The following is a 14,457-nucleotide window of genomic DNA, read 5'->3' on the forward strand; positions in this document are numbered from 1 at the left end:
ACGTATAAACGCACTCGCCCCAAAAGGGACAAGTGCGTTTGCGTTTATGTGATTCTTTATTACGATTCAGCAACTGCATCTCTAGCTTCAGTCGATGGGGTTCGTGTACGGCTCCAACGAAATGTTATCAATCCAGACAATGTAAGGGGTATTCAAGATCGGATCTCCAGCTTCATCATCTCTGCCGAGACCAATGATAAGTTGGTATAGCCCGTCACTTGGGATTTCGATGATGGCTTCATAGGTCTTTGTATTTTCATCCACCGAAAATGTTTGAATTGGGTCATCGTCAGAGTCTTTGAGCTGAATATAAATATTGCGGGCCTGCTCCGAGCTTAAATCCAGGGACAGCTTGTAGGTGCCTTGCTTCAATGCAATGTTGTCTTGATGCAGTTGAATATGCCACCAGAACCAGCCTACCTCCGTAATTTCCGCTTTTGCTTTGCCATCCATTATGGAAATAGCAGCGTTACCTGCAAAAGGCTCATAAACGCCCTGCTGATGGATCAGCCAACCGTTCAAGCCATCCTCAAATCCTCCGTTTACGAATTCATGAGAAACCGGAGTTTCCGGCGTGGTTGAGGTCGTTTCCTTAATGGACAGATCGTCAAAAGTAATCGTATGAGGTACATCCGGCGTTGTCAGCGAATTCATGTTAACATTTCCGATCAGGAAGTTCAGCTTCAGGTTTTCCTGTTTTGTCGCAGTGAACTTGGCAGTATAGGTTGCGCTAGTAGCTGATAGCTCAAACTGCTTCTGCAAAGGCGAAATAGATGTGCCCGAGAATTCAAGCGTGATCGGTCTGTCTACACTTGCGCTCGCCTTGAAGGACAGTTCATAGGTTTTACCTGCCTCCAAAGGAATGTCTGCCTGGTAAAACTGAGTAGACCATCCCTCGCCACTGCCGAGTGAAGGGATAGTAATGACCGCTGCCCCTGCATTTTCTGCAAGAGATGAGCCTCCATCACTCCATACTTCCCAGTCCGACGTTCTATTCGAGAAGTCGCCGTTCAACAACAAATTACCGTCCGCATTCATGACTCTTTGCGTCACACTGGCAAAAGTGTAATCTTTCGCTTCAATCCTGATTTTATAGCTAATCGCATTAGGGAATAATGCCGCATCAAATGTGACTCTGCCTTCTGCAAAAGCGTATTGAGCTTCGGACACCTTAGCTCCATTGATCGTTACGGATGAAATGTTATTACGCCAGGTCTCGTCATCCTGGAATGTAATCTCAATAGGCTGACCTATGACATTATCCGTACTGTCCGCTACAAGACTTGGGGAACGCTCCATTTTTGGCGCATCTTTAATTTGGAAGACCACATTATCGATAAATACGTCATGCGGACCGTTTACTGTTTGACCAGTCAAATTCCCCAGGAAAAACTTAAGGTTACCCAAGACATCTTTACCCATCTTGAATGTAAACTTGTAGTTTTGAGGGGATGTTCCAAGATCAACGATTTCATCAAAATAGCGAGTATAGGAGCTGTCTTCAATATCAATCTCCATTTTTCGCTCTAGTGTAGAATATGCGTCAAAGGACAGCTCGTAGATTGCGCCCTTCGTCAAACTCATGTTGTTTTGCATAAACATATTGCTCCACGGGTTTTGCCCAAGGGCGCTTACCGATAGCTTCGCGGCTTGGTTCTCGTGAGAAGCTGTCATGCTTCCTCCGGTATCTACAGCTCCTTCCCAAGGGGCGAGCCCGCTATCAAAGCTGCCGTTCGTCAGCGGGAAGAATACCGTATCCGGATCATAAACGATCGATGTCTGAATGAGCTTGACGTTATCAAGATTAACCGTTCCTGTGGCACCACCTAAACGGAATGCCAACGTCGAATTAGGGTCGGTTACTCCTGTCATCGTAAAGCCGACAGTATGTTTCGAGCTTGCTGCGTGTACATCATCACTGCCCAGGGATACTTTTTTACTAAAGTAGGTTTCAGATCCGTCATTACTCACCAGCTCAACTAGAATATCCCTTGGCGTAGAAGCGCTGGCATCAAAAGTCCATTCATAGGTCTGGTTCGCCTCAAGTAAAATACCTCTCTGCAGTACACTTACGTCATTGGCATTGCCGTTGCCCGCATTCAGTATATTCACACCGAGATAACGGGTGGCCGGATTGACTGATGCCTTTACGTTGGTATTGTCCGCTGATACAACATGCCAGAACGTCATCCGGTCCGGACGCCCTTGATCAAAGCTTCCGTTATACACCCGGTTCCCGTCGCCGTCGAGCGGTTCTTTCCGCATGTCATCGTCGATAGCAATAGTATCGATCTCTTCCACACGAACATTACCGATCCATACCGAACTTGTGTTTAAGCCTACGTTAAATTCCGTTCGTGCAGCAATATCCGTATCCGCCTTCATCTGGAACTGATATTCGAAGCGCTGCATCTGATCGGTCAAAGCGAAAATATTTGCAGGGGAATATGCGGCAAATCCGCGGCTTTCTCCGCCTGTCATTCTGGCCATCATGTTGCGGTTTGCATCTGACTTGGCGTCAAAAGAGACTTTGTAGAAATGTCCCTTTACAAGCGATGCCGTGTTTAGCAGCTGAACGGAATAGTTTTGAACACCTGCATTTTTAATACCGATTTTGGCGTAATTTTGTTCACCGATCTTCTCAATACTTACGCTTCCCGCGCCGCCTTCGCCTTCAAACAGCGACCAATAGTCCGTATTCGGAACCTCTGTGGAAGAATCGGTACCATTTTTGTAAGACAAATTCGGTTTAGCTGCATCGTCTTGATCAAAATTATGGTTATAAAGCAGGTTTCCGTCCGCTAAAGGAGCTTGCGCATCTGCGGGAACAGGCTCTTTTACGGTTACAGGAGGAACAGGTTCCCGATACGGCCGTCCGGTCAACTTATAAGCTCGAACGTAATCAACATACATTTTGCCCGGAAGCAAGCTTTCGTCGATCGGTCTGCCGCCATCAAAATTTCCGCCAAGAGCCAGGTTCAGGATCATATAGAAGTCCTGGTCAAATGGTGCCGGATAGGCATTATTCGCCGCCTGGTTTTTACTTATGCTGTACCAGTCGTTCTGGGTTTGACAAAGAATGCCGTCAATATACCACCGGATTTCCCCGGGTTCCCATTCTATGGCATAGGTGTGGAAGTCCGTTGCCGTCCCGTTGTTTGGAAGCGGGTATTCCTGGCCTGTATACACGTTATTAGGTGCTTCTCCACCATAATGCAGAGTGCCAATCCCTATTTCAGGTAAACGTCCCCGACTCTCCATAATGTCGATTTCGCCGGACGAAGCCCAGGTCCCATAAGTGCTGTCTTGCGGCATCATCCAGAATGCCGGCCAGAATCCGGTGCCTCCCGGAAGTTTGATACGCGCCTCAAACTTGCCGTAAGTCTGGGAGAATTTATCCCTGGTCACAAGCCGGGCGGAAGTATATTGGCTGCCCTCGACTTCCTCTTTTTTCGCGGTAATGACCAAATTGCCGTTTTCCACGGTTGCATTCTCCGCTTTATAGTATTGCTGTTCGTTATTGCCCCAGCCGCCGTTGCCGGTGCCAATCTCCGCGGTCCAATTTTGCAAATCGGAAACATCGTTAAACTCGTCGGCAAAGGTCAGCGTCCAATCTTTATTCGGATTGCCGTTGTTACCTCCTGGCGTGCCGCCGCCATTATTGTTTCCTGGCGAACCGCTGCCCGGCGTACTGCCGCCATTATTCACGGTTCCGCTGCCGGATGGACTGTCCGTACTTTTCGGAACCTTGCTTCCGTTCATAGTCAAACCGTCCGACTTGTTCGTAATCGTCTCCACTTTGCCTTTCCCTTCGATAACTGCTTTGCCGGCATGTTCACCAACGGTCAACTTCTTTAATACCGAGCCCACCGCCAAAATGATTTTGGCATTTCCGTCAAGCTTTAATTCCTCCACGGTTCCCGAAATCGTGAGGATTGGCTGATGATCGCCTGTCGGAACGGCAACGATTTGCTTGAAGCTGCCGTTAAATCGAATTCCCGCATTGCTGTCGGGTACAAAGCTTGTTCCTTTGACAACAACGTTTTGAAGTAAAGCCGTGCCTTCCCCAATTCCGGCAGTTAAATACAGGTTGCCTTCGATCGCGGTATCCTTCAACGTAATATCGGCCTTATTTATCAGCGCATTGCCTTTCACCGAGCCCTCAGCAGAGACCGTCGCTTTCTTGTCGAAATAACCGGATATAATGCGATCTATTAATGACATGAGTTCCGCTCTAGTCATCGTTCCTTGCGGTTTGAAACTCGAATCGGAATAACCTTTCAAGTATCCGGCAGCCGCGAGCGCATTAACGGCCTCCAGCATTTCGGCATTCATGCCCGTCAAATCGCTGAAATGAGCGGTATCCGATGAATCTGTGCCCATTTGGCTGAAGCTGAACAGTTTATCCAGCGCAAAAGCGGCTTCAGCCCGGCTGAGGGGAGCATGAGGGTTTGATTTTCCCGCAGCATTCAGCTTGAAATATCCGGCTTGAACCGCTTTGGAAATGTCGGCTTCATACCATGTCCCAGCTGGGACATCCGAGATGGACTGGTCCAGCTTCTGAGTCAAGCCAAACACCTTATTCATAATGACTGTAAATTCTGCTCTTGTGATTGGAGCATTCGGACGAACTGTCCCATCTCCATACCCCTGAATAATGTCATGGTTCATCCAGCGAGCAATAGAATTGGCTGCCCAGTGATTCTTGGACAAATCGTTAAATTGCTGCTGCACCCCAACTGCTGAAGTCTGCCCGCTTGCGAATTGGGCTGAGCTTACTCCGGATACCGCGCTCGTCGCAATGAGCAGAGACAACGCCAGGGATGTACTTTTCCGGGCCAAACGCTTCCTCATATTCTGCATCTCCTTCTCAGATTTTAGTAGCTCGTGTCCTATATTGCGGATAGTAATTCATTACCTTGAAACAACTTTACTCCTTTCCCATGAATTCGCTTTCATAACAATTGTCTCACATGGGACAAAGATAAATATAATATAGTATCAGCACTACTTGAGTGTCAATGCACAGCGACTACGAAAATTTGCCTGCTATTTTCGGAGCGCTGCACGAATCTCTTAAAATAAGTTCTGCTTCAAAGGATGTCTCCTCAGGCGCTTTGCCGTCTTCTTCCAGGACGGAAATTAATTGATTCACTAACGATACGGCCATATCCACACGCGGAATACGCAACGTTGTTAGTGCAGGATGAAGATACTGAGAGATTAACAAATCATCAAAGCCAATGACAGAAATGTCGTCAGGCACACTCAATTTATGGGCGGCTAAAGCCTTCATGGCCCCGATCGCCGTAAGGTCGTTTGAGCAGAATACTGCGGTTGGCAAGGTGCCTTCCGAGATCCACTGTTCAACGGCTGCCTTCCCGCTTTGTTCTGTAAAGTCGCCATGGAAAATACGGCCTTGGGATACGGGGAGCTTCCAAGCCTGCATCGCTTCCACAAACCCCTCGTAGCGTTCGAGACCGGACGGATTATTCAGCAGTCCCGTAACCATTCCAATATCTGTATGACCCAGTTCAGCCAAATATTCAATGGCTTTATAAGTGGCCTTGCGGTTGTCAATCTTTGGTGCAGGAACGGACAAGCCTCCGTCCGGAGCGTTGCTGCGGTCAAACACGCAGATTTCAAAGCCCGCGTCTCTAATCTGCTCCATAAGCTCCTGAACATTCGACCAGCTGATCACAATGCCGCCGTCGATGTTCTTCTGCTTGTATTGGCTGAATAGAGGCGAAGTATCCGAGATATCCAGAATCGTCACCAGTGTATTATAGCCGCGCTCAAAGCACTGGCTGATAACGGCCCCAATCGCGACACCGTAGAACATGTCATCCGAGTATAATGTATAGTTGCTCTTATCCTGAATAATAAACAAGCCGATCGTATGCGTTCTTTTGGAGGAAAGCTTACGGGCGGCCGAGTTCGGTTCATAATGGTATTCTTCCATCACCCCGAGCACTTTCTCACGGGTTTTTGGACTGACGCTGGCAGAGTTGTTCAGCACACGTTGAACCGTTTTCCGGGAGACGCCGGCTATTTTTGCAATGTCGAAAATATTCATATTAAGAATCGTCCTGTCATGATTTGTTTTATGTCCAAAATACAATAAAGACTGAGCCGGGTCAATTGAGAAGGGGACATCCATGCGAGATGCGGCTTACGGGACCGAATATGCTACGATTAGAGCTGTGCTTGCACTCTTCACGCTTCATATCTTTTTATTGTATTTATAGCTTTAAAAAGGGAATAACGACCGGCGCGGTGAAACTTAAAGAACAATACGCGCAAACAGGAGGGCAATTGCCATGACAACCATTCAAAATCCGATTCTGAAAGGGTTTAATCCCGATCCGTCGATCTTACGCGTTGAAGACGATTATTATATTGCCACATCAACATTCGAGTGGTTCCCCGGGGTACAGATTCATCACTCTAAGGATCTGGTCCATTGGGAGCTGATCGGACATCCGCTTGACGAGCGCCGCCTGCTCGATATGAGAGGCAATCCGAATTCCGGCGGGATCTGGGCGCCTTGTCTCAGTTATAATGAAGGTGTATTTTATCTTATCTATACCGATGTTAAAAGCCTGGTCGGTGCGTTCAAGGATACGCCGAACTATATGACGACGGCGACCGATATTCGCGGTCCGTGGTCGGATCCCGTTTATCTGAACAGTAGCGGCTTCGATCCGTCCCTGTTCCATGATGACGATGGCCGTAAATGGCTTGTTAATCTGATCTGGGATCACCGGAAGAATCGCAATCCGTTCCACGGTATTGTGCTGCAAGAATATTCGGAAACGGAAGGAAAGTTGATCGGCCCCAAAGAGGTGATTTTCAAGGGGACTGAACTTGGGTGTACGGAAGGACCGCATATTTATAAAAGAAACGGATGGTATTACCTGATGACAGCCGAGGGAGGAACGGGTTACGAGCATGCCGTGACCGTAGCGCGGTCGCGCTCCTTGAACGGGCCGTATGAAGTGGATCCGGAGAATCCGATCCTGACGTCCCACGGCGATCTGAGCTTGCCCCTGCAAAAGGCCGGTCATGGCAGTCTCGTAGAGACACAAAACGGGGAATGGTACTTGGTTCACTTGTGCTCTCGGCCGCTCCAAGGGCTGCAGCAATCCCCGCTAGGAAGAGAGACGGCGATTCAGAAATGCGAATGGACCGAAGACGGATGGATCCGTCCTGTGAACGGACGGCGTCCGCAATTGGAGGTACAGGCTCCTGATCTGTCTGCCGCTCCGGTTTCCATACCAGCGGATTGCGATCATTTTGATGAGCCGTCTTTAAGTGCGGAGTACTCCACTTTGCGGGAGCCTGCCGACGCTTTCTGGCTGAGCCTGACGGAACGCCAGGGATACCTTCGTCTCTACGGTAGACAATCGCTGAACTCTCACTTTAGCCAGAGTCTTGTTGCCAAACGGATTCAGTATTTTTCGTTCGAAGCGGAGACGGCGATCGAATTCGAGCCGGAGCATTTCCAGCAAATGGCCGGACTCGTTTGCTATTACAACAGCAAGAACTACTATTATCTGCGGATCAGCCGGGACGAGCAGCTAGGAAAAACGTTGAATGTGCTGATCGGCGATAACGGAGCTTATGATGAGGCCTTGTCCGAAGAGCTTTCTGTTGAGGATTGGGACCAGTGCTTCCTGAAGGTACGGATCGAAGGGAACGAGGTGCAGTTCTTGGCCTCCCCGGACCGTGAGAACTGGATGAAGGTCGGCGGCCCGCTTCAATTCGGGCATTTATCGGATGAATATGCGACCCGGATGACGGATGGCTTCTTTACGGATTGGGGCTTTACGGGTGCATTTGTCGGGCTATGCGTGCAGGATTTGAGCGGGGAAAAGAAAGCGGCGGACTTCGATTACTTCATCTGCCGGAGTACGGAGGAGTTCTAGGCTAGCCTCTAGCCGGGCTCCTTCTCTGCCATAAATTTCATGGACTCAAATTGTCATGAGCAACGCTTTATGTTACAGTAGAACTATCTTAAGCGAACGGAGGGTTCCTCGTGATTAATATTAAATTCCGTTTTTCCACTTTGCGCGGCTAATTGAATAGTGCTCAAAGGCTCTGCACCTGTGCAGGGCAAACGGGATAGGTATGCTATGACGAAGGGACTCAACTTTTGAATAGAATATGCCGACTTTGCGGGCGCCGCTTTACGGGAGACGTTTGTTTGCCGTAGCCAAGCGGAGGTCTGCGACGTTTTCGTTTGAACCGACACAGGGAATCCTTCCTGTGTTTTTTTGTTTCTCCCGGTGTCCCCGCCATGAATTGGGAGAAGCTAGGTACAGTGAGCACTGTGGTCTCTTTGCGGGGACGATCTTATTTTTCCTAAGGGAGGAATTTATATATGGAACAACTACAGCAAAAAGCGGTCCTGGCCGGAGTCAATTTGAATCATCAGAAGGATTTCGAATACTCGATGGAGGAGCTGGCCAATCTGGCCGAAGCCTGCGATATTGAAGTCGTAGCGACGCTCACCCAGAATCTGGTGAAGATCAACTCTTCCCACTACATCGGAACGGGAAAGATTGAAGAAGTACGTGCACTCCTGGAAGCGAACGATGGCAATCTAGTCATTTTCAATGACGAACTGTCACCTTCCCAAATTCGCAATCTGGAAGCCGATCTGGATTGTAAAATTATCGACCGGACCATACTGATTCTCGATATTTTCGATCAGCGGGCCAAGACGAGGGAAGCCCAGCTTCAGGTGGAAGTGGCCCAACTCAAGTACATGCTGCCGCGGCTTGTCGGGCTTCGCGAATCGCTCGGCCGTCAGAGCGGCGGGGTAGGCACCAAAAACCGCGGCGTAGGGGAAACGAAGCTGGAACTCGACCGCCGACGGATCGAAGAGAAGATCACCGCGCTGAGCAAAGAGCTGGAGACGCTCGTAGCGCACCGGCAAACCCAGCGCAAACAGCGCAAGAAGAACGACGTGCCCGTCGTCTCGCTCGTCGGCTATACGAATGCCGGCAAATCGACGATCATGAATGCGATGATGGAGCGGTTTAACCCTGAGCAGGAGAAGCAAGTGTTTGAAAAGGATATGCTGTTCGCGACACTGGAAACCTCAGTTCGTAGCATCCCTCTCGAAGATAATAAAACGTTCCTGTTGACGGATACGGTCGGATTCGTCAGCAAGCTGCCGCATCATCTGATCAAGGCGTTCCGTTCCACGCTAGAAGAAGTGGCTGAAGCGGACCTGCTGATCCATGTGGTGGATTACTCCAATCCGGAATACGAGCGGCTGATCGACATTACGAACCAAACTCTGAAAGAGATCGGAATTACGGACATCCCCGTCGTGTATGCCTATAACAAATCCGACCTGACTGAACGATCGATTCCCGAAATTCAGGGTGATAAAGTGTTCCTTGCGGCCAAACCGAGAGTCGGCATTCAGGAACTGGTCGGACTGATTCGGGAACGGGTGTTTAAAGACTACATCCGCTGCGAAATGTTGATCCCGTACGATCAAGGGGCGGTCGTGTCTTACTTCAACGAGCATGCTCATATTTTCGAAACGAGCTATGAGCCCGAAGGCACCAAACTTACGCTGGAGTGCAAGCGGAGTGATTACGGAAAGTATAAGCAATATGCGCTCGAAAGCATTGGAGAGAGTGAAGAGAGTTTAGGGGAATAGAGGGGGAGCAACACAGCTACATGAAGTAGGTAATGAGGTAGGTGTGAGTGGGGTGCTCGCTCGGCATCAGAAATGAGAAGAGAGCAAGAAAAGCTGCAAAAGTGCAGCTTTTCTTTTTGTTTAGCCACGTCGGAGGCTTAATTCCTGCAAAAGTGCATCATTTTCTCCATAAAGCGGCTTATTTGCTCCATTTGGTCAGAAAAAACTGCATAATTGCAGGAATTTGCTTTTTAGGCACGTTTCGGCCTCCAGAATCCTGCACTATTGCAGGAATTTCGAAAGGAGACGCAAAATGTTCTCGGACTGACTGCAGGCCAGAGCAAGTGTGAGGGGGAAAGTATACTTATCGTGCCAGAGCAAGCTTACGGGACAAAGTGTGGGACCAGTAGTTAGAGCATGGGTGCCGTGGTTAAGTGTGTGTAACGTACCGAAACATGCGTGCGGCGACAAAGATGGTGGGAGCGAATGGATTGCTCGTACCAGGCATGAGGAAGAGAGGAAGAAAAGCTGCAAAAATGCAGCTTTTCTTTTTGATTTGACATGTCGGAGGCTAAATTCCTGCAAAAGTGCAGTATTTTCTCCATAAAGCGGCTTAATTGCTCCATTTGGTCAGAAAAAACTGTAGAATTGCAGGATTTTGCTTTTTGGGCACACTTCGGTCTTTTGAATCCTGCACTATTGCAGGAATTTCGATAGGAGTGTGCGACATGATCGCGGACAGCAGGTTAGAGCATGTGTGGCGAGACAAAGTGTGGTACCGCTCTAGAGCATGCGTGCCGAGACAAAGTGTGTTTACCATACCAGATCATGCGTGGCGTGACAAAGTGTGGTACCGTTCCAGAGCATGCGTGCCGAGACAAAGTGTGTGAACCATACCAGAGCATGTGTTGCGAGACAAAGTGTGGTACCGCTCCAGAGCATGCGTGCCGAGACAAAGTGTGTTTACCATACCAGATCATGCGTGCCGTGACAAAATGTGTACCGTGCCAGAATTTGCGTGCCGCCGTACAAGTGTCTGTGCCATACAAGAGCATGCGTGTCGCCGTACAGTATCTGTGCTATACAAGAGCATGCGTGTGTCCTGTACCCCCTTCTACAGCAACATAAGCAAAAGGCACCTATGTCACAGCGCCGGCAGTCTGACCTCGAAGGTAGCTCCTTCTCCCGGGTTGCTTAGCACGTCGATCCGGCCCCGATGGGCTTCGATGATCGACTGGGAGATGGCTAGCCCGAGGCCTGCGCCGCCCTGTTTGCGCGTACGGGAGGCGTCGCTGCGGTAGAAGCGCTCGAACACATGCGGCAGGTGTTCCGCCGGAATTCCCGGCCCGTTGTCCTGCACGCTCAGCAGCGCCAGATTTTGCGGGAGGGAAGATAACGATACCGTTATTTTCCCTTTGACCGGATCCGTATGCTGAACGGCATTATGGAACAAATTCAGAATGACCTGCTTGATTTTATCGCAGTCAACCATACCCTTGATTTCCGGGGTCAGGTTGAACGTGAGAGTTCGGTCACCCGCCAACATCCGCAGATGGGGCTCCATTTCCTCGACCAGCGTGTCGAGGCGGGCTTCGGAACGGCTGACGACCGGAGTCCGGTCCAGCTTGGCCAGGATGAGCAGGTCCTCGACCAGCTTCTTCATCCGCTTGGCCTCGCCAAGCATGCTGTTCAGCGCGGCGTCCAGTTGCTCCGGTTTATCCGCCGCGCCGCGGAGCAGCACCTCCAGAAAACCGTGTATCGAGGTCAACGGAGTCCGAAGTTCATGCGAGGCATCTGCGATGAAGCGGCGCATCTGCTCCTTGGCCTCCCGTTCGGTTTCAAAAGAAGTTTGCAGGCGCTCCAGCATGCCGTTGAACGACTCGGCTAACCGGTCGATCTCGCTTTGTCCGAGCGCGGCCGGGAAGCGCTGGTCCAACTTGCCCGCGTCCAGCTCCTTGACCGTGCTGACCATCTGATTCAGCGGATTCAGCGTTTTGCGCAGCGCCGGCAAATAAAGCATGAGTCCGCCGCCCAAAGCAAGCAAGGACAAAATGATGAAAATGGACAGTTGCCGTAAAGCGATCGCTTTTAACGGGGCTGTGGCGATGCCCATTTGAATCAGGCTGTCCCAGCCCCAGGGCCCTTCTGCGGGACGAAAAACAAGAAGCTGCTCGTTCCCGTTTTCGTCATGGGCAATTTTGTACGCACCCGTCTTTTTATTCTCCCATTGCTCCCGGATGGCATCGTATTCTTCGTCGGTTAACCGGGGGGCCGGCAGTCCGGACTCGTTAGATCTGCTTATAAATCCTTCCTCTTTACGGACCAGCGCGAGCGAAGTATCGGGAAGGAAGAGGAACGGCCCGCGTTCTCCGGTGTCCGGCGGCGCTTCGGTCAGATCCGGCGTTCCCGGCGATACTGGATTTTCCGGCGTTCCCGGCAACTCCGGCGCCATGTTTTCATTCCGTTCTCTGCGACTGGGAAGTGCATTGTCGTTCATCAGCAATTCTTTCGGCAGGCTGCGGATTTGGGACAGCAGGGTTTCGGCCTGATTACTGTAGAGAAAATTTTTCATCACTACAAATTGTACGGTGCCGATTAACAGCAATAGCAGCGCCAAAATGAACAGGGAGCGGGACAACAACTGGGAGCGAAGCGAGCGGGGGGATATTAGCCTGCGCAGCATTCCCGTCAAATTCCGCCTTTTCATGGCAAGTCAACGCGGTACCCCGCGCCCCGCAGCGTTCGAATGAGCCGGTGATCCTTATCGTTCAACTTTTCGCGCAAGGAACGGATGTAAACCTCGACAATGTTCTCCTCTCCGCCGAAATCGTATCCCCAAACCTGGTCCAGTATCGTGCTTTTGCTGAGGACAATCCCATGGTTGATGACCAGATATTTCAGCAACTCATATTCGGTAGGCGACAGTTCCAGCACCCGGTCCTGGTACTGTATTTCTTTTCTGCGGTCATCCAGCCGGAACGGTCCGAAAGAGACCTCGCTGAACAAGGCGGGGAACTGGTTGCGCAAGCGGGCGCCGATTCGGGCTAGCAGTTCTTCGAAGCTGAACGGCTTGACCACATAATCATCCGCCCCGGTCGTCAACCCCTTAACCCGGTCTTCTACCTCGTCTTTGGCCGTAAGCATAATGATCGCTACATTATTGAGATTTTTTTTCAGAAGCCGGCACACTTCCCAACCGTCCATGCCTGGCATCATCACATCCAGCACGACAACCTGCGGTTGAAATTCCAGAGCGAGGTTCACGGCGGTCATGCCGTCGGATGCGGATCGGATCTCAAACCCTTCATTCATGAGTCCGAGTTCCAGAAATTGAATAATATGAGGCTCGTCGTCAACAAGCATGATTTTTACGTCTTTCAGATTTTTCATGAAGCATGCCTCCAGTACACTGCGCTTATGTAAATATTATCTTCGATCTCACTGAACGCTAGCTGAACGTCCCCTGAGGAGGAACTGAAATCTGGTTGCTTGGCCCGTCGTTTCTTTGATCCTATCATGTCAGACCCTTGATTGTGAATCTGGTTCTGAGATATACTTTTCTAAGCGAAATGACGAAAAGGAGAGTAAACGAATGGAAAAAGTATTGATTTTCGGACACAAAAATCCGGACACGGATACGATTTGCTCCGCAATCGCTTATGCCGACCTGAAATCGAAGCTGGGATGGGATGTTGAACCTGTTGCTTTGGGCGAGGTCAACGGGGAAACCCGGTTTGCGCTCGACCGGTTCGGCTTTCAGGCACCGCGCGTCATTGAATCGGCCGCAGGAGAAGTGAAGTCCGTTATTTTGGTTGACCATAACGAGCGTCAGCAAAGCGTTTCCGACATTGAGCAGGTTACGGTGGCTGAAGTTATCGACCATCACCGGATCGCCAATTTCGAAACGAGCGGGCCGCTTTATTACCGTGCTGAGCCTGTTGGATGTACGGCAACAATCCTGAACAAAATGTACAAGGAAAACGGCATCTCCGTTCCCGCGAATGTGGCCGGGTTAATGCTGTCCGCAATCATATCGGACTCCCTTTTGTTTAAATCTCCAACCTGCACCGAGCAGGATGTAGCCGCTGCCCGCGAACTGGCGGACATCGCCGGCGTAAATCCGGAAGAATACGGGCTGGACATGCTTAAAGCGGGCGCCGATCTCAGCGACAAAAGTATTGAGCAACTGATTTCGCTTGATGCCAAAGAATTCTCGATGGGCAGCGCCAAAGTGGAAATCGCCCAAGTGAATGCGGTTGACGTTAATGACGTGCTGGCCCGCCAATCGGAGCTGGAAGCCGCTTTAAACGGTATTGTGGACAGCAAAGGCTTGGATTTGTTCCTGTTCGTAGTTACCGATATTTTGAACAACGACTCGGTAGGTTTGGCGCTGGGCAAAGCGGCGGACGCTGTGGAAGCCGCATATAACGTGAAGCTTGAGGACAACAAGGCGGTATTGAAGGGCGTAGTTTCCCGCAAATCCCAAATCGTCCCTGTTCTCACCGATATTTTTAACAAGCGTTAATAGCATAACCACAACCTGATCGATCAAAAAGAGTCCTGAAGCTGCCGGTTACCGGCCTGCTTCAGGACTCTTTGGTTTTTACTTCGTATGACGGTGCTTGGTGAGGCTCAAACTCGACTAACTCTAACGGACACCAGAGACCTTATTCGGGCGAAAATGACCGCTATCAAAATCTAACGGACACCCCAGCCGTTAATTTGTCTGAAATGCCCTGTTTGGTCCTAATTCCGGAGAATAGAGTCTCCTGTGGCCGTTAGCTTGCGGGATACGCCGC

At 50.2% G+C, this 14,457-nt stretch carries 7 protein-coding genes; 3 read left to right on the forward strand and 4 right to left on the reverse strand.

What is annotated here, in order from left to right:
- Nucleotides 1–87: 87 nt before the first annotated feature.
- Both ACLB09_RS23260 and ACLB09_RS23265 read right to left on the reverse strand, forming a co-directional pair.
- Nucleotides 88–4,854 carry a carbohydrate binding domain-containing protein gene (locus ACLB09_RS23260; RefSeq protein WP_410772215.1) on the reverse strand — a complete coding sequence of 1,589 codons (4,767 nt, stop codon included), beginning with the start codon at nt 4,852–4,854 and terminating at the stop codon, nt 88–90.
- Between the two features lie 178 nt (nt 4,855–5,032).
- Nucleotides 5,033–6,076, reverse strand: coding sequence for a LacI family DNA-binding transcriptional regulator (locus ACLB09_RS23265; RefSeq protein WP_410772216.1), 1,044 nt, complete (start codon nt 6,074–6,076; stop codon nt 5,033–5,035).
- A 244-nt stretch (nt 6,077–6,320) separates the two neighbouring features.
- On the opposite strand from ACLB09_RS23265, the gene ACLB09_RS23270 reads away from it, so the two are divergent.
- Nucleotides 6,321–7,928 carry a glycoside hydrolase family 43 protein gene (locus ACLB09_RS23270; RefSeq protein WP_410772217.1) on the forward strand — a complete coding sequence of 536 codons (1,608 nt, stop codon included), beginning with the start codon at nt 6,321–6,323 and terminating at the stop codon, nt 7,926–7,928.
- 455 nt (nt 7,929–8,383) lie between these two features.
- Complete coding sequence (gene hflX, locus ACLB09_RS23275) at nt 8,384–9,679, forward strand: GTPase HflX (protein ID WP_410772218.1); 1,296 nt, start codon at nt 8,384–8,386, stop codon at nt 9,677–9,679.
- Nucleotides 9,680–10,802: 1,123 nt separating this feature from the next.
- Here hflX and ACLB09_RS23280 read toward each other — a convergent pair.
- Together ACLB09_RS23280 and ACLB09_RS23285 are read right to left on the reverse strand one after the other, a co-directional pair.
- Nucleotides 10,803–12,341, reverse strand: coding sequence for a sensor histidine kinase (locus ACLB09_RS23280; protein ID WP_410772219.1), 1,539 nt, complete (start codon nt 12,339–12,341; stop codon nt 10,803–10,805).
- A 20-nt stretch (nt 12,342–12,361) separates the two neighbouring features.
- Complete coding sequence (locus ACLB09_RS23285) at nt 12,362–13,048, reverse strand: response regulator transcription factor (RefSeq protein WP_410772220.1); 687 nt, start codon at nt 13,046–13,048, stop codon at nt 12,362–12,364.
- Nucleotides 13,049–13,250: 202 nt separating this feature from the next.
- Here ACLB09_RS23285 and ACLB09_RS23290 point away from each other — a divergent pair, with 202 nt between their 5' ends.
- Nucleotides 13,251–14,183, forward strand: a complete 933-nt coding sequence (locus tag ACLB09_RS23290) for a manganese-dependent inorganic pyrophosphatase (RefSeq protein ID WP_410772221.1) — start codon at nt 13,251–13,253, stop codon at nt 14,181–14,183.
- Nucleotides 14,184–14,457 lie beyond the last annotated feature (274 nt).

Source organism: Fontibacillus forbon (genome assembly GCF_046559655.1).
Taxonomy (GTDB): Bacteria; Bacillota; Bacilli; order Paenibacillales; family Paenibacillaceae; genus Fontibacillus.

Coding starts and splice junctions, on each gene's coding strand:
- ACLB09_RS23260 (WP_410772215.1), bottom strand. CDS start 4,854: ATGAGGAAGCGTTTGGCCCGGAAAAGTACATCCCTGGCGTTGTCTCTG.
- ACLB09_RS23290 (WP_410772221.1), top strand. CDS start 13,251: ATGGAAAAAGTATTGATTTTCGGACACAAAAATCCGGACACGGATACG.
- hflX (WP_410772218.1), top strand. CDS start 8,384: ATGGAACAACTACAGCAAAAAGCGGTCCTGGCCGGAGTCAATTTGAAT.
- ACLB09_RS23265 (WP_410772216.1), bottom strand. CDS start 6,076: ATGAATATTTTCGACATTGCAAAAATAGCCGGCGTCTCCCGGAAAACG.
- ACLB09_RS23270 (WP_410772217.1), top strand. CDS start 6,321: ATGACAACCATTCAAAATCCGATTCTGAAAGGGTTTAATCCCGATCCG.
- ACLB09_RS23285 (WP_410772220.1), bottom strand. CDS start 13,048: ATGAAAAATCTGAAAGACGTAAAAATCATGCTTGTTGACGACGAGCCT.
- ACLB09_RS23280 (WP_410772219.1), bottom strand. CDS start 12,341: ATGCTGCGCAGGCTAATATCCCCCCGCTCGCTTCGCTCCCAGTTGTTG.